The organism is Pseudomonas sp. NPDC087639, from assembly GCF_044743385.1.
In the GTDB taxonomy this organism is placed as follows: Bacteria; Pseudomonadota; Gammaproteobacteria; order Pseudomonadales; family Pseudomonadaceae; genus Aquipseudomonas.
Genome location: NZ_JBIUWI010000080.1, coordinates 1 through 20,554, shown reverse-complemented (window position 1 = coordinate 20,554; position 20,554 = coordinate 1). Strand labels below are relative to the sequence as shown.

At 53.3% G+C, this 20,554-nt stretch carries 20 protein-coding genes and 1 tRNA gene; 12 read left to right on the top strand and 9 right to left on the bottom strand.

Annotated features, from left to right (window positions below; all coding sequences use genetic code 11):
- Together tgt and queA are read right to left on the bottom strand one after the other, a co-directional pair.
- Positions 1–816, bottom strand: an 816-nt coding sequence (gene tgt / locus ACIOVB_RS24115; protein WP_401271891.1) for a tRNA guanosine(34) transglycosylase Tgt, incomplete at its 3' end; no start/stop codon positions are given.
- Positions 817–830: 14 nt separating this feature from the next.
- The gene (gene queA, locus ACIOVB_RS24110) at positions 831–1,895 is read right to left on the bottom strand and encodes a tRNA preQ1(34) S-adenosylmethionine ribosyltransferase-isomerase QueA (protein WP_401271890.1); all 1,065 of its coding nucleotides are present in this window, start codon (positions 1,893–1,895) and stop codon (positions 831–833) included.
- Between the two features lie 108 nt (positions 1,896–2,003).
- Here queA and ACIOVB_RS24105 point away from each other — a divergent pair.
- Positions 2,004–2,088: transfer RNA gene (locus ACIOVB_RS24105), tRNA-Leu, on the top strand.
- Between the two features lie 166 nt (positions 2,089–2,254).
- On the opposite strand, the gene ACIOVB_RS24100 is transcribed toward ACIOVB_RS24105, so the two are convergent.
- Positions 2,255–2,611, bottom strand: a complete 357-nt coding sequence (locus ACIOVB_RS24100) for a hypothetical protein (RefSeq protein WP_401271889.1) — start codon at positions 2,609–2,611, stop codon at positions 2,255–2,257.
- A 405-nt stretch (positions 2,612–3,016) separates the two neighbouring features.
- Here ACIOVB_RS24100 and ACIOVB_RS24095 point away from each other — a divergent pair, with 405 nt between their 5' ends.
- Both ACIOVB_RS24095 and ACIOVB_RS24090 read left to right on the top strand, forming a co-directional pair.
- Complete coding sequence (locus ACIOVB_RS24095; protein ID WP_401271888.1) at positions 3,017–3,925, top strand: hypothetical protein; 909 nt, start codon at positions 3,017–3,019, stop codon at positions 3,923–3,925.
- A gap of 31 nt (positions 3,926–3,956) precedes the next feature.
- On the top strand, positions 3,957–4,226 hold the full coding sequence (locus ACIOVB_RS24090; protein WP_401271887.1) for a hypothetical protein: 270 nt from the start codon (positions 3,957–3,959) through the stop codon (positions 4,224–4,226).
- A 563-nt stretch (positions 4,227–4,789) separates the two neighbouring features.
- On the opposite strand, the gene ACIOVB_RS24085 is transcribed toward ACIOVB_RS24090, so the two are convergent.
- Positions 4,790–9,325, bottom strand: a complete 4,536-nt coding sequence (locus ACIOVB_RS24085) for a hypothetical protein (protein ID WP_401271886.1) — start codon at positions 9,323–9,325, stop codon at positions 4,790–4,792.
- Positions 9,326–9,875: 550 nt separating this feature from the next.
- Between ACIOVB_RS24085 and ACIOVB_RS24080 the strand changes: the two genes are divergently transcribed.
- Entirely contained in the window at positions 9,876–10,205 is a 330-nt protein-coding gene (locus ACIOVB_RS24080; protein ID WP_401271885.1) for a hypothetical protein, read from the top strand.
- A 19-nt stretch (positions 10,206–10,224) separates the two neighbouring features.
- Here ACIOVB_RS24080 and ACIOVB_RS24075 read toward each other — a convergent pair whose 3' ends face one another.
- The gene (locus ACIOVB_RS24075) at positions 10,225–10,593 is read right to left on the bottom strand and encodes a PH domain-containing protein (RefSeq protein WP_401271884.1); all 369 of its coding nucleotides are present in this window, start codon (positions 10,591–10,593) and stop codon (positions 10,225–10,227) included.
- Between the two features lie 45 nt (positions 10,594–10,638).
- The gene (locus ACIOVB_RS24070; protein WP_401271883.1) at positions 10,639–11,385 is read right to left on the bottom strand and encodes a hypothetical protein; all 747 of its coding nucleotides are present in this window, start codon (positions 11,383–11,385) and stop codon (positions 10,639–10,641) included.
- Between the two features lie 119 nt (positions 11,386–11,504).
- Here ACIOVB_RS24070 and ACIOVB_RS24065 point away from each other — a divergent pair, with 119 nt between their 5' ends.
- The 5 genes from ACIOVB_RS24065 to ACIOVB_RS24045 all read left to right on the top strand — a co-directional run bounded on the left by ACIOVB_RS24065 (position 11,505) and on the right by ACIOVB_RS24045 (position 15,437).
- The gene (locus tag ACIOVB_RS24065; RefSeq protein WP_401271882.1) at positions 11,505–11,870 is read left to right on the top strand and encodes a hypothetical protein; all 366 of its coding nucleotides are present in this window, start codon (positions 11,505–11,507) and stop codon (positions 11,868–11,870) included.
- Positions 11,871–11,971: 101 nt separating this feature from the next.
- Positions 11,972–12,709 carry a hypothetical protein gene (locus tag ACIOVB_RS24060; RefSeq protein ID WP_401271881.1) on the top strand — a complete coding sequence of 246 codons (738 nt, stop codon included), beginning with the start codon at positions 11,972–11,974 and terminating at the stop codon, positions 12,707–12,709.
- 72 nt (positions 12,710–12,781) lie between these two features.
- Positions 12,782–14,701: an alkaline phosphatase D family protein gene (locus ACIOVB_RS24055; RefSeq protein WP_401271880.1), complete on the top strand. Its 1,920-nt coding sequence runs from the start codon at positions 12,782–12,784 to the stop codon at positions 14,699–14,701.
- A gap of 230 nt (positions 14,702–14,931) precedes the next feature.
- A complete protein-coding gene (locus ACIOVB_RS24050) occupies positions 14,932–15,186 on the top strand; it encodes a type II toxin-antitoxin system prevent-host-death family antitoxin (protein ID WP_086791676.1) in 255 nt (84 codons plus the stop codon).
- Positions 15,183–15,437, top strand: a complete 255-nt coding sequence (locus tag ACIOVB_RS24045; protein WP_401271879.1) for a Txe/YoeB family addiction module toxin — start codon at positions 15,183–15,185, stop codon at positions 15,435–15,437. The genes ACIOVB_RS24050 and ACIOVB_RS24045 overlap by 4 nt, the downstream gene beginning before the upstream one ends.
- Here the strand turns inward: ACIOVB_RS24045 and ACIOVB_RS24040 are convergent.
- Positions 15,431–16,618: an aspartate aminotransferase family protein gene (locus ACIOVB_RS24040; protein ID WP_401271878.1), complete on the bottom strand. Its 1,188-nt coding sequence runs from the start codon at positions 16,616–16,618 to the stop codon at positions 15,431–15,433. The two genes, ACIOVB_RS24045 and ACIOVB_RS24040, sit on opposite strands and share 7 nt — an antisense overlap.
- Positions 16,619–16,720: 102 nt before the next feature.
- On the opposite strand from ACIOVB_RS24040, the gene ACIOVB_RS24035 reads away from it, so the two are divergent.
- The 3 genes from ACIOVB_RS24035 (at position 16,721) to ACIOVB_RS24025 (ending at position 18,933) form a co-directional block, all read left to right on the top strand.
- Complete coding sequence (locus tag ACIOVB_RS24035) at positions 16,721–17,626, top strand: LysR family transcriptional regulator (RefSeq protein WP_401271877.1); 906 nt, start codon at positions 16,721–16,723, stop codon at positions 17,624–17,626.
- A 54-nt stretch (positions 17,627–17,680) separates the two neighbouring features.
- Positions 17,681–18,097 carry a GNAT family N-acetyltransferase gene (locus ACIOVB_RS24030; RefSeq protein WP_401271876.1) on the top strand — a complete coding sequence of 139 codons (417 nt, stop codon included), beginning with the start codon at positions 17,681–17,683 and terminating at the stop codon, positions 18,095–18,097.
- Between the two features lie 131 nt (positions 18,098–18,228).
- A complete protein-coding gene (locus ACIOVB_RS24025) occupies positions 18,229–18,933 on the top strand; it encodes a hypothetical protein (RefSeq protein WP_401271875.1) in 705 nt (234 codons plus the stop codon).
- A 69-nt stretch (positions 18,934–19,002) separates the two neighbouring features.
- Here ACIOVB_RS24025 and ACIOVB_RS24020 read toward each other — a convergent pair whose 3' ends face one another.
- Positions 19,003–19,494: a RidA family protein gene (locus tag ACIOVB_RS24020; RefSeq protein ID WP_187677973.1), complete on the bottom strand. Its 492-nt coding sequence runs from the start codon at positions 19,492–19,494 to the stop codon at positions 19,003–19,005.
- A 214-nt stretch (positions 19,495–19,708) separates the two neighbouring features.
- Positions 19,709–20,554 (bottom strand): heme o synthase (gene cyoE, locus ACIOVB_RS24015; RefSeq protein ID WP_401271874.1); only part of this gene is annotated, 846 nt, incomplete at its 5' end.

Sequence of the window (20,554 nt, the reverse complement as noted above, 5' to 3'; positions counted from 1 at the left end):
ATTGCGGGCATTACGGGTTGGCATCACGCAATCGAACAGCTCCACACCGCGGCGCACACCCTCAACCAGATCTTCGGGTTTGCCAACGCCCATAAGGTAACGAGGTTTGTCAGCCGGCATCATGCCCGGCAGATAATCCAGCACCTTGATCATCTCGTGCTTCGGTTCGCCCACCGACAAACCACCGATGGCCAGACCGTCAAAGCCGATCTTGTCCAGACCTTCCAGCGAGCGCATGCGCAGATCCTGGTGCATGCCGCCCTGAACGATACCGAACAGCGCCGCGGTGTTTTCACCGTGGGCGTTTTTCGAACGCTGAGCCCAGCGCAACGACAACTCCATCGACACACGGGCGACGTCTTCGTCAGCCGGGTACGGCGTGCATTCGTCGAAGATCATCACGATGTCGGAACCCAGATCGCGCTGAACCTGCATCGACTCTTCCGGGCCCATGAACACTTTCGAGCCATCGACCGGAGAGGCGAAGGTCACGCCTTCTTCCTTGATCTTGCGCATCGCGCCCAGGCTGAACACCTGGAAGCCGCCGGAGTCGGTCAGGATCGGGCCTTTCCACTGCATGAAATCGTGCAAGTCGCCGTGCGCCTTGATCACCTCGGTGCCAGGACGCAGCCACAGGTGGAAGGTGTTGCCCAGAATGATTTCCGCGCCGGTGGCAACGATGTCACGCGGCAACATGCCCTTGACCGTGCCGTAAGTACCGACCGGCATGAAAGCCGGGGTCTCAACGGTGCCACGCGGAAAGGTCAGACGACCACGACGGGCCTTGCCATCAGTGGCCAGGAGCTCAAAGGACATGCGACATTCGCGACTCATTCTGTTTCCTCTGGGCCTGTTTGTTTAGGGGCAGTAGGTGCGGGATTACGGGTGATGAACATGGCATCACCGTAGCTGAAAAAGCGGTAACCGTTGTCGACGGCGGCCTTGTAGGCGGCCATGGTTTCGGGATAACCGGCGAATGCCGAAACCAGCATCAACAGCGTGGATTCCGGCAAATGGAAATTGGTGACCAGGGCATCGACCACATGGAACGGCCGGCCCGGGTAGATAAAGATGTCGGTATCGCCACTGAACGGCTTGAGCACGCCATCGCGCGCGGCGCTTTCCAGCGAACGCACGCTGGTGGTGCCAACGGCAATCACTCGACCGCCGCGCGCACGGCACGCAGCGACCGCATCGACCACGTCCTGGCCGACTTCCAGCCACTCAGTGTGCATGTGGTGATCTTCAAGCTTCTCGACGCGCACCGGCTGGAAAGTACCCGCACCCACGTGCAGCGTGACGAATGCGGTCTCGACGCCCTTGGCCGCAATCGCCTCCATCAGCGACTGATCGAAATGCAGCCCCGCCGTCGGCGCCGCCACCGCGCCCAGGCGCTCGGCGTACACGGTCTGATAACGCTCGCGATCCGAGCCTTCATCCGGGCGGTCTATATAAGGAGGCAGCGGCATGTGCCCGACGCGATCAAGCAGCGGCAACACTTCTTCAGCGAAGCACAGCTCGAACAACGCGTCGTGACGCGCAATCATTTCAGCTTCGCCACCGCCGTCGATGAGAATCTTCGAACCCGGCTTCGGCGACTTGCTGGAGCGCACATGGGCCAGCACGCGATGCGTATCGAGCACCCGCTCGATGAGGATTTCCAGCTTGCCGCCGGACGCTTTTTGTCCAAACAGCCGCGCCGGAATCACCCGGGTATTGTTGAACACCATCAAATCGCCCGGGCGCAAATGCTCAAGCAAATCAGTGAATTGACGGTGTGCCAAGGCGCCGCTCACCCCATCCAGGGTCAACAGGCGACTGCCGCGACGCTCGGCCAAAGGGTGGCGAGCGATCAGCGAATCAGGGAGTTCGAAGGTAAAGTCAGCAACGCGCATGATGGGGTTCGTCTAGCAGGGCCGGAAAGTCTAGCGGAAATATCGAAAATTGACCATGAAACGTGATTGACCAACGGTAATCTCATCTCTATACTTCGCCGCCATTGAGCCCTGATGGCGGAATTGGTAGACGCGGCGGATTCAAAATCCGTTTTCGAAAGGAGTGGGAGTTCGAGTCTCCCTCGGGGCACCAAAATTAAGAAAGGTCTTGCTTAGCAAGGCCTTTTTTTTCGTCTGCAATAAAGCCCCCCTTCACTCATTTGCCACCAGCTCACCTACGATCAGACTGGCCGTGCGTTGAAACCGAACGAAAGTGTTGATCGCTAAAAGCGAAGATTTCTAAAACCCTAATCACAAGTTCAAAGCCTGCTGGCGATTTCTTCCCACATGTAGTCGTAGTTATATTTCAGCCAACGGACCAGCAACTTGTCGAACTGCCTGCGTAACCAGTTACGCTGCCGCGCCGCGAGCCTTTCCTCGATCTCTGCCCTTAGCCAGTCTGGGTCAAAACCCGTCCAGACAGTGGGCAAGACCGCCGCAATGTTCGTAAAGCACACTGGCGCGACTTCTGAATAAAAAATCTCATAGAGCACCGCTGGATCTACGCCTTTGAGCTGACGTGCGACGTAGTCGTAATCAGTGGGAAAATGGTTGAAAGGTTCGGACAGTGCGGCTCTGACGTTTGTCAGTTGTGGTTTAGTCAGAAAATGTCCCAATGCGAAAATCCCTCCCGTTCCTCATCTAGCGAGTCCGCGACCAATCTTCCCGCAGCCTCCTAGGCTAATAACGATCGTTTGTTAACGCCCGTAGCCTTTCGACCTAGTTCACTTTCGGCCAATAGCGGCTCACTTCCGCAGGCTACTTTCGTCCATCCGGACTTAAGCCACACCCTTCCTATGCCGTTCGGTCAGACTTCAGCACAATGCCGCCTGAAATCGCTTTGCTTCAAATACAAAAAGGCTGCCGCCACGAATAAAACGGCACCCAAGGACACTCAGGCGCCTAGCCATTCAAAATGGGAATACGTAATGCCAGACTGCTGCGACCGAAAAAACAACCCAATCAGCACCCCAAAACGCCGCGACAAGTTGAACCATCCGATCGCACGGATAGTTTGGGCTATGACTATCGCAACAATCATCAGCGTAGTTGCGATACGGCTTATGGGGTACGTCATAGGCAAGGTCATTCCTTGGGAGGACTACATAGTCCCCTGCATTGTGCTTATGGGGATACTAACTGCCCGGGCCTGGACCTGCAGGGAAATGGTTTTAACTCAAGATTGGCAGATGTTATCAATGGTCGCCAACAGCAAGGCGTTGATGCTCATCTCTGTGGCCCTGACTGTAGTTCCTCTAGCTCTGTCCGCCTCTCAGGCTGTAAACAAACAATACCTGCTCCCTTTCGACCTCTACTTATATTGGGTGAGCGGACTGTCTTTTTTTGCGTTCATTCTTGTGTACAAAGCAACGGCGCCAACAATATTCAAGTACACATCGTATCGTGATCTCATTGACCGTGAAGGCAGCGTGCGAGTATTGCGAGACTCACTTGCCGAACTGCAGCAGTTAGCAGATGCGCGAAAGGCACCGTTTTCTCTTGCACGTGAAATTCTGGTACCTAGAAAAGACGTTTACGCCATCCGCACGGTAGATATTCAGAATACTCAGCATCAGGAGCACATCTACTTCCTGACACGCGAGTACTCGAGGTATTTGAAGGGCTTCTACAGATTAGTCCTGAGCATACTACTCATAGCCCCGATCTTTTTCGTTTTGACGATCACATTTTCCAAGATGTTTGCAGTGGGTACGCAGGCCGTTCAGACAGCGCAATGTTATGACGGCTGGATAAAAGCGACCTACTGGAACATGTTAAAGACGAATCCGCTCATCATCACATCGGAGATGCATGAGTCCATCCAGCAATGTCTACGTAGACAAGCTGAACATGAAGCGAACGTTGCAAACTACTCAGATTTCAGGGACAGACCGAGCGACGGCGAGCTACTCCGTAGCCTTGAGCGATAGGGAAGACGCTGAAGAACAACGAGCGGAAAATGTGCTCAGACTAGCCTCAGAGGCGCTTGCAGAAGTAACCCGTGACAAGCGGGGCATTGCAACTGCAACGCAAGCTTTGAAAGATGAGGTGGAGAAGCTCGAAGCAGCCATTGCAGAGAGCAACCAGACCTTGAAAGATCTTCGACACCAGCAGCTACGTGCAGCACGGTTCATGTGGGCCGACCGCCTAGACAAGGCAGCTCAGGACTTCGCCGCCATCGCAGCACACCTGCATGCGACGGAAAGGGCATGGGGCGTTCGAGCTCTCTGAATGAAATCTACGTACCACTGCATGTACCGTTCGGACAGATGTCCATTATTGAAGAGACGATCACTGCGAAGGCAGGTGCAATCTCCATTGAGCAACTGATCACCGCTTGATTGCCCGCGTCGCGACTACCAGTCGTGTCGCTCCTCCCCCTAAACCGGAACATCACTCGCGGAACACCAAACGTGTTCCGCATTACTGGTGTTCCGGTTTATCGCATTTGGTGTTCCACCTCTGAAAGCCTTTATTTACTTGGCGTCTAGCGTTTCTGGAACACATGGAACACATGGAACACATGGAACACCGCGTTTTCGCTACCTATGGATTTAGCGTTCCCCTCGCCCCTTTTCACGGCGTGAACCTTCAGCGCAAGCAGACGCGACGGATCGCTCCAGATCCACCGAGCTAATGTGTCTGACTCCTCCCAGGCGAAGGAGTCGGAGCAGCAGATTTTACGGGTCCTCCCTAAGGGGGCCCCCTACACGGGTTATCAGACTCGCGGATTCTCTCTAGCTGAGGTTTCTCTAGCGATGTCCGCCTTACTTAAGAGAAATTGAAACTTCGATCTAAATCCTTTCATATTCTGCAAGCGCTTCTCTAGCACCGTATGATTCGTGGGCCAAATAGGCATCAAAAATATCCAGAATCTGTTTTTCTCTAGTCCCCGTCCCTTCAACTACTCTATATAAATTAATTAAAACCTGACCAAGCTCGTGCAGAGACCCGAATCTATATGTCTCTCCCTCTGGGCGAACTACTTTTAACAAATTTACCACTCTCTCAACTATGCATATCGCCATGTCAGGAAAGTCTTCAATCCGCTCTGAAATAGCTCTAAAAATCCCATCAGGACTTTCTTCAAATGCAGGAGAGCTCAAGTAAGTTTTGGCAAATTCAAAACCATCATCCAAAGAGTCAAATGCAATTAACCAATCCGTCCCTGCTGTTTCGTCTCTAACCAACTTCACCGAATCAAAATAAAGCTCTAACAACCAAATCATTGCTCTTTTTGTTACTGTGCCAGTGCCGACATGAACGACACCATTAAACGCCGCGACCTGCCTAGCAAGCACCTCTTGAGCCCAAATACTTTTAAAATAAATTTCCACATCAGCATCGGAGAGAGACATGTCCGACAGTAACAAAAAACCCAAAGCCTTAATGCCATCCTCATCTGACGCACACATCTTATAAACAAGTGCAGACATATAAGGGGTGTAATTAAATACTGCCCACCTAGATACGTTAATGCCAGCCCGACACGCTAGAGATCCTAAATCCACCTCGCCGAGCTTGACAAGTAGTTCCACAGCAGTTACTTGATCATATTTAGAAATCGCTCCTATGACATTCAAGATCTGCATGCGAACTGAAACCAAAGGCTCAACGCCAATTTGCCTTGACACAAACTCTACAACATTACTTAAACGCTCATTTGTAAGCCAAACATAATTAGAAATAGCTAAATATGCAGCACCTCGATCGCTATTTAGACCACTCATATCTAAGTCACCACCATGACCCAATATGTCGCTGACCCTCATATAATCTTCAGCCCGCTTTTGGCTTGTAACTATATGGTCAGATGCCGATCCAAATTCTGCAACGTGAAACATTCGATCGATAATCCGCGAATCGCTTGCAACTATCGGATGACGGCGCACAAACCAACATATGGACCTATCAAACGCTCCAGCGGGCCATCTGAAAGCAGCGCTAACGGCCTCCTTAGCACATTCAGTATCTAAATCCATTTCGCCAAGCCCAGAAACTATAGCTTCCGCATAAACGACATTGATATCCAACGGCATGGTCTGCAGCATATTAACAAACAAAGAAACGTTCGATTTGACAGCAGCTTGAAGTTCTTGTGCAAGCTGCCTACAGCCACCAATTACCGAATCCTTAAGGTACACGTGATGTTTATCACTATCATACTTGCGCATTGCATGCAGCCAATCGCGAGCGCCCATCAACGAGGTAGCAGTAGAATTAATCGGAGATTGAACCCATCCTCCACGACTTCCGATAGGACTAGGCATTTCCTCAGATGGAAATTTTCTATTTAATTGGTCTAAAATTTTGCCGGTTATCGAACTTAAATTTTCGTATCCGACGACCATAAGTATCGCTCGTTTCTCAAAACCCGAACGAGACAAAAGGTAGAGCAATTGTTTCCTGGAATAATCATCCTCCAACACACTACGCCCATTATGGTATGCGATCTCCTCAGCAGCACGCTTTAATTCAGGCTCATAATCAACCACTAAGGTTTCTATCTTGGCACGAGCATCTTCTGATAAATAGGGGATTGCAGCTCTTGAAGCCTCAGCAAACGCCAACCATTCAACCCCTTGCACCCCACACTCTAAAACTAGGGGAGCATCCAGCAATTTCAGCAAGTGAGTCGCGAAGAACGAGCCGTTTGCAATCACAGCTTGCAAGTGAAGATAAACTTGGGCCTCTATATCTGTTGGAAACCCCTCTAAGAGCGTCACAACTGAATTAGGATCATTCGCAGCAACAGAAACTAATGCAACCTTCAGACATTTCTGAATACTTAGATCACTATAGTCATCATCATTTACATCGAACAATCTACGATTTGAAAATGATCGCGAACCGTCCTTAGCTGAACCCTCTAAATGTCGAAAAACTGCCAATGTAAAGATCGGGATTAATGCCTGTAGAAAATCCAACGGGGAATTTTCCGCCATTTTCTTTAGCCAATAGCTATTACTATTATTTAAAAGTAAATCAAACGGATTACCCGTCGAAAAAAGCTCGAACCAACGTTGAAGCCAATGATTTAGTACTCTACAGGCAAAAGCACAATCCCTGTGAGCCCAGGCCCCTAATTGAAAATCCTTCGGAAATCCACCATCAGAAAAAAACTCTATAGGGCAAGTTCTAATCAAACTTAAATACAGAGGTTCTAATTCTCCGATCGTACCATCTGCATGAAGGCTTCCGAACCATGAAATAAGATCGACGTTTCGACTCAAATCTGCGTTTAACCACTCAGATAAATTTACAGCGACCATGGCTGAATGAGTTGTAGCTGCGCGACGCAACAACCAAAAACCGAACGTTTTTTCTTCAAAATCTTGACTCGACATCCACTTCATAACTTTGCCGCTAGAAATGAGCAAAGCTATCCACTGTATACCGTTAAAAATAGTCTGAGCTACCTTTTTAAGAGGATGCTCTTCCTTAAACCATTGAAGAACAATAGCCAACTCTTTTCTGTCGGGCAATTCAACGTTTGCAAGCCACATCCCGACAGCATCTTTAATAAGATAACGAATATCACTAGAATTCATGACCTGATCAAGATTTTCTATATATTTACGCCCAACGCCTTGATCGCGAAGGCGAGATAGAATCTGACGAACTTGTGTACGTCGAAAAAGCCTTTGTTCGCTTGCTCGAAGCAGATCTGCGACAGGTAAGTTTAGCGTCAAAAAATGACTGGAAAAAACATTATCAAAAAATGATTCGTGCGCAAACTGAACTGTATTATTTACGCAAGTTATCAATCCAGCTGAACTCAGTATATCGACAGCCCCTGGATAGCCATTTATGAACGCCGCAGAAACGGTTAATTCCTGACTTTCACTCATACGCTCTGCGATAACCCCTAATACAGCATGGGGTGTCCACAAACAACCAGCCTCAAGAAATTCACGAGCTCTAATTATGAGCAAAGAATCAAAAAGACTGCTAGCTGTTATTTCACCATTAAAACCAGAACTTACCAATTCGCAGTATAAATTCAGATTAATAGGAACACTAAGTATCTTTTTCTCTCGCTCACTGTAGGGATTTTCTCGACGTCCCATACCAGACAAAACTGGGGAGACTTCAGCATCCCAATCCAATGGGGTTATTCTTATATCTTTTGCGGACGCATCTTTAACAAGGCGCACTAACCGACTGTCGTTATCCAAATCATAGGCACGACATGCGATTACTACGATCATTTGTGGATAGAAATTAGCGCTTCTAACCAGTTCAAATATAATATCTCTAGCTCTGGGAGATCGGCCGGACACCTCACTGATTGAATCGACTTGGTCAACAACTAACAGAGTCTGTGCACCAGGATACCGATTTCCCAAAACGCCTACTGGATTTTCTCCTCTACCTAGCAACGACTCCCCAAGCGACATAACAGAACCACAGGCAAGAAATCTATCAACACGAAAACTTAGAACGGGGACACCGGAATTTCTCGCATGTTCTATTAGCGTAGCGAGAGCCGAACTTTTACCGCAGCCAGCCTGACCCGCAACGATGATTGTTTTCTCATCTCTAGACTCAAAAGATTTTATTAGCTCACGAGTACTATTAGTCAAAATATTCAAGCTTTGAAAAGGTCTGCGCAGGGTGTCTAGATATTGATCTGTAGCAAAGTTAATTAAGGTTTCCACCGTAGGATCCAGCTGGGCTCGCCATCCAAGCCCCAACTCGTCCACTTTCTTTCTTAATAGGCTTGTATCAAGCGTTATAGTCAATTGTTTTTTTAACAAGCCGTTTAATCGATCAATACAAACGCCAGACTCATCATTAAACAACAATGTACAAAACGCATCTAAGTCCTTATCCAAAGTATATTCTGAAACCACTTCAAAGTTACAGCGACCAAACCATGCATAGGTTGTTTGCGCATCGCTTTGCCAAACATGCTGAACCGAATTTAAATCCCTTACCTCGTCTTTATTCAATCCACCAAAAAACTCACTTGCAGAGTTAAACAAGCGTGCCTTCGCAGCTATCCCATCCAATATTTTTACCGGATCTGATGAAACGAATACACAAACAGAATTTAAATCTTTTAACTTTCTTGCAAACGCCTCAAGCACTCCCTCTTGCTGCAAAGCATTAACAGTCCAAGATCCTTTTGTTGTCCGACTTTTACATTGGTGCCACTCAGATATCTCCCCTGAAGTTAGTCTAAATTCAAATCCTCCAGCATCTTCTCCGATTGGTTCAATACGAATTTCATTAGCACGGCCTTGCAGTACGAATAGAGCCTGCTTCAATGCCCATTTGTCTTCGTAACCATTTCCGAGCTTATCCGCTATACCACCTCGAATCATGTTTGCCTTTTCCTATATTGAAATGCATAGCTCGGGATGCAACAACAGTTTCAGTCAAGGAGATCGTCAGACATCCAAGAAGGCCGGTTACTGCTACCGTATTCGCTCCCACCCTGGCCATCAGCGCGCTCATTCTTCGCATTACATCCATTATTTAAAAATTTTTCGTCAAGAACCCTTCGGTCCAAGCCTCTGCAAACTCAATCAATGTCTCGATCATTCATGAACCTAAACTATCAAGCTTAGCTATCTGCTTTCCAATGAGGAGCTTTTTGTTAGAATTGCGAGAAGCATCAGCAGGGCACGGATGGTGGCAGCAAACGAATCGCTGTATCCCTCCATGTATCCCGCTACAGAAAACCTCTTTTAAGGCCTTGATTTTACTGGGTAATTCCAGTCTCCCTCGGGGCACCAAAATTAAGAAAGGTCTTGCTTAGCAAGGCCTTTTTTTTCGTCTGCAATAAAGCCCCTCGCTTGCGTAGGAGCTGTCGCAGGCTGCGATCTTTTGATCCTCCGCTTCTTGGCCATCGGAACCCCAAGGAACCAAACCATGGAAACGTCACTGGAAACAGTCGCCCTTTTCTCCCTCAAACTCGCTTACGAGGAAGAAGGCCTGAGCCCGATTTTGCGGGACGACATGGTCATGGGTGATTATCAGAAAGACGTGTTCGAATTGCTGGTGCGCCGGGGTGATGTCGAGACCATTCAGTTCAAAGTGAATGAGTGCCTGGGTTTGGCGATGAATGCATTGGGCGGTGTCGAGAAACCGTTGGGGCGGGAGCTGCACAAGCTGTCAGCCGATTTCAGCCAGGCGCAATCGCTGGAGCAGCTTGATCAGCCGCTCCTCGCGCTCAAGGGTTACTTGAAAGACATTCTGTGACTGACTGCCCTGAGCGTTCTTACAACAGATGCTTTGAGATGTACTTCGAAATCTCCACCATCGAAGTCTTCCCGGTGAATTCGAATTTCACCTTCCCCAGAGACGAAAAGTAAATCTCCAGCTCCGAATCCAGATCGAACGTCCCTGATGTCTCCACGGAATACGCGACGATATTTTTGTACGGCAGCGAAGTGAAATCCTTCTTGCTGCCGGTGATGCCCTGGACGTTGACGGCGATGATGCGTTTGTTGGTAAACACCACGCCGTCGCGCATGGCCTTGTAGGCGTCGATCACTTCTTCCCCGTCCAGCAACAGGGTGGTGACGCGTTCGGCGTACTCATTGTTCTGCTTGAGTTTGAAGAAGCCTTTGTTGTTGAAGTCGATCATCTGTTTATCCCTTTATTCAAGAAAACATCCAAGTGTTGACGCAACTTAACGACGGGCTTTCAGCACCCGAATGTCCGTCGGAAAACCATCCGCACCGACAATATTCTTCCATCCCAGATACTGAAACTCGCCTCTTTCATCGATGTAGTCACCCTTCTCCACCGCTCGGCCACCCATGATCGCCACGCGCTTTACCTCCCCACAACCGCCATCCGAAGGCCTGACCGTATAAATCACATACGGCTTCACATACTGCGTCGCGCGGAAGTATTGGCCGCAGACTTCGTCGACGGTGATCAGCATGGTTTTCAGGTGTGCTTCGCCTTCGGTGTCTTCGTGCAGTTTCAGGAAAGAAATGTCACCGACGTCGCTGAAGCCGAGGGAGCGCGCGCGTTGGTATTCGGGGGAGTTCTGGTGGGCGATCCGACCTTCCTGCACGCCACGTTCCATTTTCGCGGCGAACTCGGCTTTGCCTTGGGCGATCATCGCCTCAGCCTGGGCGGCGACGTTTTCGCATTGGGCGAATTCGGCGGAACCCACGTGATCGGGAGTCAGGTTCGAGCGGTGCTCATTCATGGTTCGCAGATTGCTTTCCAGAGCAACCATCATCTCGTAGGCACTGGTTCGACCGCTCTGCACCTCGGCCAGTTTTCCCTGCACTTGCTGGCAGTTGCCGGCGTAATACTTCCAGCTGTTTTCCGGGTGTTCTTGCCAGGCGGCGAATGCCGGGGTCAGGGAAAAGCCCAGAGTGAGTGCACAAAACAGGCGCAAGGTTTTAGTGATTGCAGGCATGTGTAGTCCGTTACGAGGATAAGGGCAGTGGCGTGACGCTACTATTTTGATATCTTGCCGTCCACTTTCGCTGGAGGCGCATCAACCGCCTCTGCTATCGCGCACTCAGGAATGAATCAATGGATGCTTTGTTGTGCTTGCTGGTAATGGCCGGAACCTGGATGTGGGTCGTGAAGCAACGGGGTGAGTGGAATTTGTTACTTGCCAACCTTGCCGGTGCCGGAAGTGCCGTGGTGACTGGAATCGTATTCACGCTGATTTATGGCGGGGTCATTGGCACGACGATGGCGACGTCAAACCTGGATCGCAGCCTGGTGGTAATCATGAACAGCGCCGGGGTGTTGGCGGGTGTATGGATGTGGGTTGCCCATCGCCGTCAACCGGAGCATCCGGTCGCACGTCAGTTGCTGGGCGCACTGTGTGGTTTCGCCGCCGGATTTACCACGCTGGCGTTCCTTGCAGTGAATTATTTCCCCGGTTCTTGATAGCGCAGCGCTTCGATTTTGATATCTTGCCGTCCATCTTCAGGGCTCATCATCTGCTGCGCACTGTTTTCAGGTTTTTGAAGGTTTAAGGAAAGGATCGAATGGATTTTCTGCGTTTTCTGGCGTTTGTCGCGGCCTGGGGTTTCATGTGGCGCTGGGTGGTGAAGAACCGCGGTAGCTGGAATATTTTCTACGGCAACATTGTTGGCGCTGCGGGTGGTTTCATTGTTGCGATGGTGGTGCTGTCGATCACTTTATCGCTGTTTCCTTCTTCGCATGACTACGAGGCGGCACAGGCTGAAAACACGCAGGTCGCCGAACCGACCTCCCTATTGCCTGAGGCCGAGTCAGTCACGCCCGCTGCCGAGCTGAAGGATGCGCCGGTTTTTGCTGCCATCGAGCCGGACGACAAGCTCTCTCCCGCCGACTCCGCACTGTTGCCGAACTACGCCAACCGGGCGCCGAAATCAATCGGGCTACAGACCGTGCTGGATCAAAGCGACTATCAGGGTCGCATGGCCCTGGCAGCGCTGAACAAGAAATTGCGCGGCGACGCACAGGCCGACAAGTCGATGATCGCGTATGTCATGTGCAGCCCGTTCGTGACCAGCACGTTGCGCTTTCCCAACTCGGCGCGCTTTGCTGACAGCAAAGGCCTCGTCAGCCATCGCTTCAAGGATCAGGTCTACACCTTCAGCAACACCGTCACCGCGCGCAACATGAACGGCGACGATGTGAAATACCGTTTCGATTGCTCCGTGCAGGAGCAGCCGAGAGTTGATGCGATTCCTGCCGAATGGCGCCTGCTGGGCCTGAAGCTGCAAAAAGCGGACTCTTAAGTCTCACTTAAGCGTTCAAGGCGCCGGCTGCGCTATCATCGCCGGCCTGTGCGCCTTGAGCTTTGTCCCCGGATGTCCCCAACACTTGATGAGCTGACCCCGTTGCCACCTGTTCTGGCTGGCCCGTTGATCCGACGGCTGGAGCCCAAACGCCTGGTACTGTGGCTGGTTGCTACACGCCCGCTGTCGCTGACCTTGCGCTTGCAGGGTGTAGGAAACATTCCTCTCGATGCCGAGAAATGCGCAGTCATTGCCGTGGGCAGGCGAGCGTTCGTTCATCTCATCGATGTCAGACTCGAAAACGCCCTGCCACTCGACGAATTTATCGACTACGACCTGCTGATTGATGACCAGGACGGTATCGCCGATTGGGCGTCGCACCTGTTGTATGGCGGCGCTACGTGTCCAAACTTCGTCGTGCGCTCGCGCATCGATCAGTTGCTCCACGGTTCCTGCCGCAAGCCGCATCACCCGGCGGCGGACGGTTTGCTCTGTGTCGATCAACTGTTGGCCGCCGAAACCGATCCACAGCAACGCCCGGCCCTGTTGATGATGAGCGGCGATCAGGTCTACGCCGATGACGTTGCCGGGCCGACGCTACGGGCGATTCATGCCTTGATCAAGCGCCTCGGCCTGTTCGACGAACACCTCGAAGGTGCCGTGGTCAGCGACAGCGCCAAGCTTTACGAACACCCGGCCAGTTACTACCACCGCGCGGATTTGTTACCGGCGCTGGAGAGCAACGAGACTCTGCGTGAGCGATTTTTCGGCGGCGCGCGTAAGCCGATTTTCACCAGCAGCAGCGCCGACAATCACCTGGTAACGTTCGCCGAAGTCATGGCGATGTACTTGCTGGTGTGGTCGCCGGTCGCGTGGACACTGATCAATCCGGCAGCGCCAACGCTCACGCCCGAACGGCTCAAGCGTTACACCCTCGAAAAAACTCGTATCGACGCCTTCAAGGCTGGCCTGGGCAACGTCGCCCGAGCACTGGCGCATCTGCCGAGCCTGATGATTTTCGACGACCACGACATCACCGATGACTGGAATCTGTCCGCGCAATGGGAGGAAACGGCCTACGGCCATCCGTTCTCCAAACGCATCATCGGCAACGCACTGATCGCTTATATGCTGTGCCAGGGCTGGGGCAACAACCCGGATGCCTTCAAGGATGTACTGGAGAAAACCCGAGGTCTGATCGCCAGCGGCGATGATCACTACCTCGACAGCCCGGTACAGGACGATCTGATCGATGACCTGCTGCGCTTTCAGAACTGGCATTTTGTGCTGCCGTCCAGTCCCGCGCTGGTAGTCCTGGACACTCGTACTCGACGCTGGCGCAGCGAGTTGGCGCTCAAGCAACCGTCGGGTCTGCTCGACTGGGAAGCCTTGAGCGAGTTGCAGCAGGACCTGCTTGATCATCCGTCAGCAATCATCGTTTCGCCCGCGCCGATCTTTGGCGTGAAGCTGATTGAAACCGTGCAGAAGATCTTCAGTTGGTTTGGTTATCCACTGCTGGTCGACGCGGAGAACTGGATGGCCCATCGGGGTGCGGCGCAGGTGATCCTGAACATCTTCCGACACACGCGTACGCCAGGTAACTACGTGGTGCTGTCCGGCGATGTGCATTATTCCTTCGTCTACGAAGTGCTGATCCGACACCGTAAGGCCGGCCCGCGGATCTGGCAGATCACCAGCAGCGGCATCAAAAACGAATTTCCGCCGGCGCTGCTGGAATGGTTCGACCGGCTCAATCGCTGGCTCTACTCACCGCGCTCACCCCTGAACTGGCTGACCAAACGCCGGCGCATGCGCATCGTGCCGTACACGCCGGACCATGCTGAAGCAGGTGAGCGCTTGTGGAACTCGGCGGGGATCGGGCAGGTGTTTTTCAATGAGCAGGGGCAGCCGCGAGAGATCATTCAGCACAATTCGAATGGCGCGGCGAAGACGCGGATGCTGGCGCCGGATTTGACGGATTATCCGGACTGACGCACGACCCTTTTCCTACACTGAGGCTGCCACATGACGACAGTGTGATGGCTATTAGGGTTCGCGACCGAGGATAGGGATTACAACTTTCTCAGAAACGTCTGCAGAATTCTTGAGTGATACTGAAGTTGCTCGCAAAAAGCCCATTTGCGAAACAACCACTGGTAGGTATCACCTTGTCATCATGTACTCATTTCTGTACGTTCTTTGCATCCAGCGAGGACTACAACATGCAAACCATCAACTACACCACAGCCCGTGCACACTTGGCAGAGACGATGGATCGGGTCAATGAAGACCGAGCACCACTTCTGGTAACCCGTCAAAAAGGTGAACCTGTCGTAATGATGTCTCTGGCTGAGTACAACGCACTCGAAGAGACAGCCTACCTGCTGCGCTCTCCGGCCAACGCCGAGCGGTTGATCAAATCGATTGGTGAAATGCGCGCTGGAAAAGCCAAAGTCAGGCAATTGATCGAAGAATGAAAATCGAGTTCACCCCAACAGTCTGGGAAGACTACTTGTGGTTTCAGCAGAACGATAAGGCCGGGCTCAAACGTATCAATCTGTTGATCAAAGCAATCCAGCGCGAACCGTTCGAGGGAGTAGGTAAACCTGAACCGCTCAAGCACAACCTGAGCGGCTTTTGGTCACGACGAATAACTGCCGAGCATCGTTTGGTATATAGGATCGAAGGCGGAGAAATTTGCGTCATCACCTGCAAATACCACTACTGATCACTCGCTCGGTCTCTATCCAACGCCCGCCCGACACCTCTGACAATCATCTCCACCTCACGCTCATCAATCGTCAGCGGCGGCAGCAGCCGTATGGTCTTGCCGCGCGTGACGTTGATCAGCAGCCCATGATCCCGCGCAGCGATCAATGTGAGATCGCGAATTGGCTGTTTCAACTCGATACCGATCATCAATCCCTGCCCGCGAATTGCCAGCACATTGGGGTTGTCCGCCAGTTCTGCGCGTAACCGATCCAGCAGACGCTCACCCTGCACCCGCGCATTTTCCAGCAAACCCTGCTCTTCGATGATATCCAGCACCGTGCATCCCACCCGACAGGCCAGCGGATTACCGCCGAACGTGCTGCCATGGCTGCCCGGCGTGAACAGATCTGCTGCCCTGCCCCGCGCCAGGCAAGCGCCGATGGGTACGCCGTTGCCGAGTCCTTTGGCGAGCGTCATCACGTCCGGGACGATGCCTTCATGCTGAAACGCAAACCACTGGCCGGTGCGACCGATGCCGGTCTGGATCTCGTCGAGCATCAGCAGCCACGCATGCCGATTGCACAGTTCACGCAGGGCTTTGAGGTAATTGGGCGGCGCCAGTTGCACGCCGCTTTCACCTTGAATCGGCTCGACCAGAATCGCCACGATCCGCTCACCGTGCTTGCGCTGAATATTCTCCAGTGCGGCGAGATCACCGAATGGCACTTTGATGAAATCCCCCGGCAGCTCATTGAAGCCCAGGCGTACTGCCGGGCCGTCGCTGGCAGACAACGTACCGAGTGTGCGGCCATGAAACGCGTTGGCCATCACCACCACCAGCGGCTGTTCGATACCTTTGCGCCACCCGTACAGCCGCGCCAGTTTCAGCGCGGTTTCGTTGGCCTCGGCACCGGAGTTATTGAAGAACGCCCGCTCCATCCCCGACAACACAGTCAGCCGCTTTGCCAGTTGTAGCTGCCAGTCGATGCTGTACAGATTGGAGGTATGCAGCAGCAATCCCGCCTGCTCGCTGATCGCCGAAACGATCCGCGGATGCGAGTGGCCAACGTTGGTTACCGCGACCCCGGCAACCGCATCCAGATACTCGCGACCGGCCTGATCCCACAGTCGGGTGCCCAGGCCCTTGGTGAAACTCAGGGCCAGCGGTTGGTAGGTGTTCATCAGGGCGGCGGTCATGACTTCAAACTCCAGTGAAGGTCGGTGTGCGTGCAGTATGGTTAGCCACCAGAACTGGATAAACTCGGCAAAACTTCAATCATTTAAAAGCAGAGCTTGATAATGGATCTGTTTCAGTCGATGAGCGTTTACATCAAAGTTGTCGAAGCGGGGAGCATGACCGCGGCCGCGTTGCAGTGCGATATGTCGACGACGATGGTAGGCAATCACCTGCGAGCCCTGGAGCAACGGCTCGGCGTGCAACTGCTGCAACGCACCACACGGCGGCAGCGCCTCACCGAGTTCGGCAGCGTTTACTACCAGCGTTGTCTGGACGTGTTGGGGCTCGTGGCGGACTCCGAACGACTTGCCGAACAGGCCCTTGATGAGCCGCGTGGCATCCTGCGAATTACCGCTCCCCTGACCTTCGGCGTTGAACGCATGGCTCCGGCGCTCAGTGAGTATTCCCTGCAATGGCCGCAGGTCAAACTCGACGTGGTGCTGACCAACAGCCGCCCGGACCTTATGGAAAACGGCCTCGATGTCGCCTTCCGGCTGGGAAACTTCGAGCAGTCCAACCTGATTGCGCGGCCATTGATCGACTACACCCTGACGGTCTGCGCATCGCCGGAATATGTGGCACGACGCGGCATGCCCCTCACACCGCAAGACCTGCAACAGCATGACTGCCTGTCCTTCGCCTACCCTACCGGCGACGATTGGCAATCAGTGGAAAAGCGCTGGCGCCTCAGTGGTCCGGACGGAGAAATCATGGTCGACGTCAGCGGCCCGATGCTGATCAACAGCTCCGCCGGCTTGCATCAGGCCGCACGCACCGGTATGGGCATCGTGATGCTGCCTGACGCGCTGGTGGAACAGGACCTGCGCGACGGCAAACTGGTCACGGTCATTCCCGACTACCAACCGCCCAGTCGCCCATTGCACTTGCTCTACGCCCCGGATCGCTATCGACTGCCGAAGCTGCGGCGCTTTGTCGAATTCGCGATGAAAGCATGGGGCAGATCCTGACGACGGACGCCCGAAGCAGACTCAAACCAACGCTGACAAAGGACTCGACAGCCAATGAACAACGCACTCACCGTACGCGATCTGCAACCCGCCGAAGTGGAATCGGCCAGGCGCTTTCTAGGCCTGCACGGCTGGGGACATCGCACGGGCGCCGCCGAATATTTTGCCCAACTGATCCAGAACTCCCAGCGTACCGCCGTCGCCTTCAAGGACGGGCAAATCATCGGTTTCGCCCGAGGCATCACTGACGGTTTATCCAACGGTTACCTGTCGATGGTGGTGGTTGACGGCCAACATCGTCGCGAAGGCGTTGGCCGCGCACTGGTCGAACATGTGATGGGCGACAACCCCGATATCACCTGGATGCTGCGTGCCGGTCGTGAAGGTGCTGAGGCGTTTTTTGCCAGCCTGGGTTTTGAAACTTCGGTGATCGCCATGGAGCGCGCACGCTTGAAACAGAGCGAGCACTGAGCAAAGGGCAAAAAACTCGACCGGCAGACTGTTGCTCCGTGACAACGCCACCCCACTCCCCTAAATTAGTCGACCTGAAAAAGCCCCGCGCTTGCTCATCTCCACTCAAGTTAAAAAGTAGTGAAATTTCAATGTCCGATTTCAACACCGCTGAATCCGTAGTCACCGAATCGTCCAAAGCGGAATACGAAAACTCCATCAATCTTTCACAACACCTGCCACAAGCCAAAATCATCAGCGAGATGGTGCTGGACGCTTTTCAGTCGACCCGCGAAAGCGACCAGATCCGCGAACTGCGCACCGCGATCCGTCAGGCACACGACCGCTTCGACGACGACAAGGCTTACGAACTGATGGGTGAACTCAAGGCCCTGAAGGACGCCGAAGCTGCGGACATTGCCGCGCTTGAAGACCTGAGCAGCAAGTTCTCGATCGGCCGAATCCTGTCCAGCTTCAAGGACGATCCGGCGTTCCAGGAAATCGTTTACGGTCTGGCGCTCAAAGTGCTGAACCATACGCATCAGGCGATCAGCAACCCGAGCGGCGGCAAGAGCAAAGCGGCACGGGCGAAGAAAGAAGTCGAAATCTTCACCATCAGCAAGGACGGCAGCAGCGTGACCCTGCCACTGCGCACGCCACGTTCGCGCCTGAGCGTTGATCGTGAAGCGCTGGAGTTCCTCGGTTTCACCTTCGTCGGTGAAGGCGAAGAAGCCGAAGTTGACGGCGAAACCTTCGTCGACAACGCCGGCACTGAACACGCGGTCAACCGCAAGAACATCATCACCGCCCTGCAACAGCAGACCGCGTTCGATGGCTACAGCATCGCCGCGCAGTAATACGGCAACGCTGACAGAAAAGCCCCGCACTGAGATTCAGGCGGGGCTTTTTGTTTTCCGGCGGGCGGGTTATGCGTCGGCGTGCAATGCCGCAATCATGTCGACTTCGATCGCCGCGTTCTTCGGCAACTGATAGACACCGACCGTGGTGCGCGTGTGCCGCCCGGCATCGCCGAGTACATGACTGAACACATCCGATGCGCCGTTGGCTACTTCGCTCAGGTCAACGAAGTCAGGGGTGGACTTCACGTACACCGTGACCCGCAACAACGCCCGGATCTTGTCCAGCGACCCCACCGCATCGACGATCAACGCCAGACAGCGCATCGCACTGATGCTGGCAGCGGCCTGCGCATCCTTGAGGGTCAACTCCAGGCCAACGCGGCCGGGGTACTGAATCTTGCCATGGGTGCGCGGCACCATGCCGCTGATGTACAGCTCATCGTGATGTCGGATCAGCGGCGCGTAATTGCCGCCGGCGGTGTTCTCGCCGTAGATGTCGTAGTTGAGCTCTTGTGCCAGGGCAATGAAGCGTTCGTCGCAGGTCATCCTCTCAGTCATTTCGCCCAGCCTTTTGATTGATGCGTGAATAACAGTCGAGCACCTGAGGAATGGCGTGGGGCTATCACTGTCGTGGCTGGATCCAAATCTAGGGGTTTTGCCAAGATACCGCAACTAACCCTGTAGGAGCTGCGGCACCTCAATCAGTGAAAATCACCCAACAAAAAACCCCGCACATCTCTCGATGGCGGGGTTTCTTGTACAACCTGAAACCTTACGGCGCGTACGTCAGCAGCAGCTCGCTCGGCACCTTGAAGTCCAGGGACATCATGACGCTCAACGCGGTGATGGTGAAGATCGAGAACACGAACAGCTTGCGTGCCCAGACCGTGTCATCCACTGCCTTGTAGCCGGTCCAGGCCATGTACAACCAGTACATGCCCATGGCCGCGGCGACGGCGAGGTAGCTCATGCCGGCGTAGCCGCTGAAGGTCAGCATCAAGGTCGCCACGAGGAACGCCAGGATGTAGAGCAGGATGTGCTTCTTGGCCACTTGAATCCCGCGCTTCACTGGCAACACCGGAATCGATGCGGCCAGGTAATCGTTGAAGCGGAAGATCGCGATGGCGTAGGAATGCGGCATCTGCCACAGGCTGAACATCACCAGCAGGACCAGCGCGGCCATGTCGAAGCTATTGGTTACGGCGACGTAACCGATCACTGGCGGCATGGCGCCCGACAGACTGCCCACCAGCGTGCCGTGAACCGACTTGCGCTTGAGGTACAGGCTGTAGAAGCCGACGTAGATCACGAAGCCGATTACCGCGAACAGGGCGGCCAACGGGTTGGCCACCTTGTACAACAATGCAACGCCGAGAACACCAAGGATGGTCGCGTAGACCAGGGCCAGTTTCAGGGAGATCAAGCCCTGGACCAGCACCCGGTTTTTGGTGCGTTCCATCTTCAGGTCGATGTCGCGGTCGATGCAGTTGTTGAACACGCAACCGGAGGCTACAACCAGGGAGGTGCCGATCATGGCTGCCAGAAACCCCGCCAGATCGACATGCCCTTTCGCGGCCAGGAAGAACCCTCCTTCCACAGAAAGCACGTTACCGAAAAT

Excerpts from the sequence above, each read along its gene's own strand:
- ACIOVB_RS24040 (WP_401271878.1), bottom strand. The coding sequence starts at position 16,618 with ATGACCGCCGCCCTGATGAACACCTACCAACCGCTGGCCCTGAGTTTC.
- ACIOVB_RS24070 (WP_401271883.1), bottom strand. The coding sequence starts at position 11,385 with ATGCCTGCAATCACTAAAACCTTGCGCCTGTTTTGTGCACTCACTCTG.
- ACIOVB_RS24050 (WP_086791676.1), top strand. The coding sequence starts at position 14,932 with ATGCAAACCATCAACTACACCACAGCCCGTGCACACTTGGCAGAGACG.
- ACIOVB_RS24030 (WP_401271876.1), top strand. The coding sequence starts at position 17,681 with ATGAACAACGCACTCACCGTACGCGATCTGCAACCCGCCGAAGTGGAA.
- ACIOVB_RS24095 (WP_401271888.1), top strand. The coding sequence starts at position 3,017 with ATGACTATCGCAACAATCATCAGCGTAGTTGCGATACGGCTTATGGGG.
- ACIOVB_RS24020 (WP_187677973.1), bottom strand. The coding sequence starts at position 19,494 with ATGACTGAGAGGATGACCTGCGACGAACGCTTCATTGCCCTGGCACAA.
- ACIOVB_RS24055 (WP_401271880.1), top strand. The coding sequence starts at position 12,782 with ATGTCCCCAACACTTGATGAGCTGACCCCGTTGCCACCTGTTCTGGCT.
- queA (WP_401271890.1), bottom strand. The coding sequence starts at position 1,895 with ATGCGCGTTGCTGACTTTACCTTCGAACTCCCTGATTCGCTGATCGCT.
- ACIOVB_RS24025 (WP_401271875.1), top strand. The coding sequence starts at position 18,229 with ATGTCCGATTTCAACACCGCTGAATCCGTAGTCACCGAATCGTCCAAA.
- ACIOVB_RS24035 (WP_401271877.1), top strand. The coding sequence starts at position 16,721 with ATGGATCTGTTTCAGTCGATGAGCGTTTACATCAAAGTTGTCGAAGCG.
- ACIOVB_RS24080 (WP_401271885.1), top strand. The coding sequence starts at position 9,876 with ATGGAAACGTCACTGGAAACAGTCGCCCTTTTCTCCCTCAAACTCGCT.
- ACIOVB_RS24045 (WP_401271879.1), top strand. The coding sequence starts at position 15,183 with ATGAAAATCGAGTTCACCCCAACAGTCTGGGAAGACTACTTGTGGTTT.
- ACIOVB_RS24065 (WP_401271882.1), top strand. The coding sequence starts at position 11,505 with ATGGATGCTTTGTTGTGCTTGCTGGTAATGGCCGGAACCTGGATGTGG.
- ACIOVB_RS24085 (WP_401271886.1), bottom strand. The coding sequence starts at position 9,325 with ATGATTCGAGGTGGTATAGCGGATAAGCTCGGAAATGGTTACGAAGAC.
- ACIOVB_RS24060 (WP_401271881.1), top strand. The coding sequence starts at position 11,972 with ATGGATTTTCTGCGTTTTCTGGCGTTTGTCGCGGCCTGGGGTTTCATG.
- ACIOVB_RS24075 (WP_401271884.1), bottom strand. The coding sequence starts at position 10,593 with ATGATCGACTTCAACAACAAAGGCTTCTTCAAACTCAAGCAGAACAAT.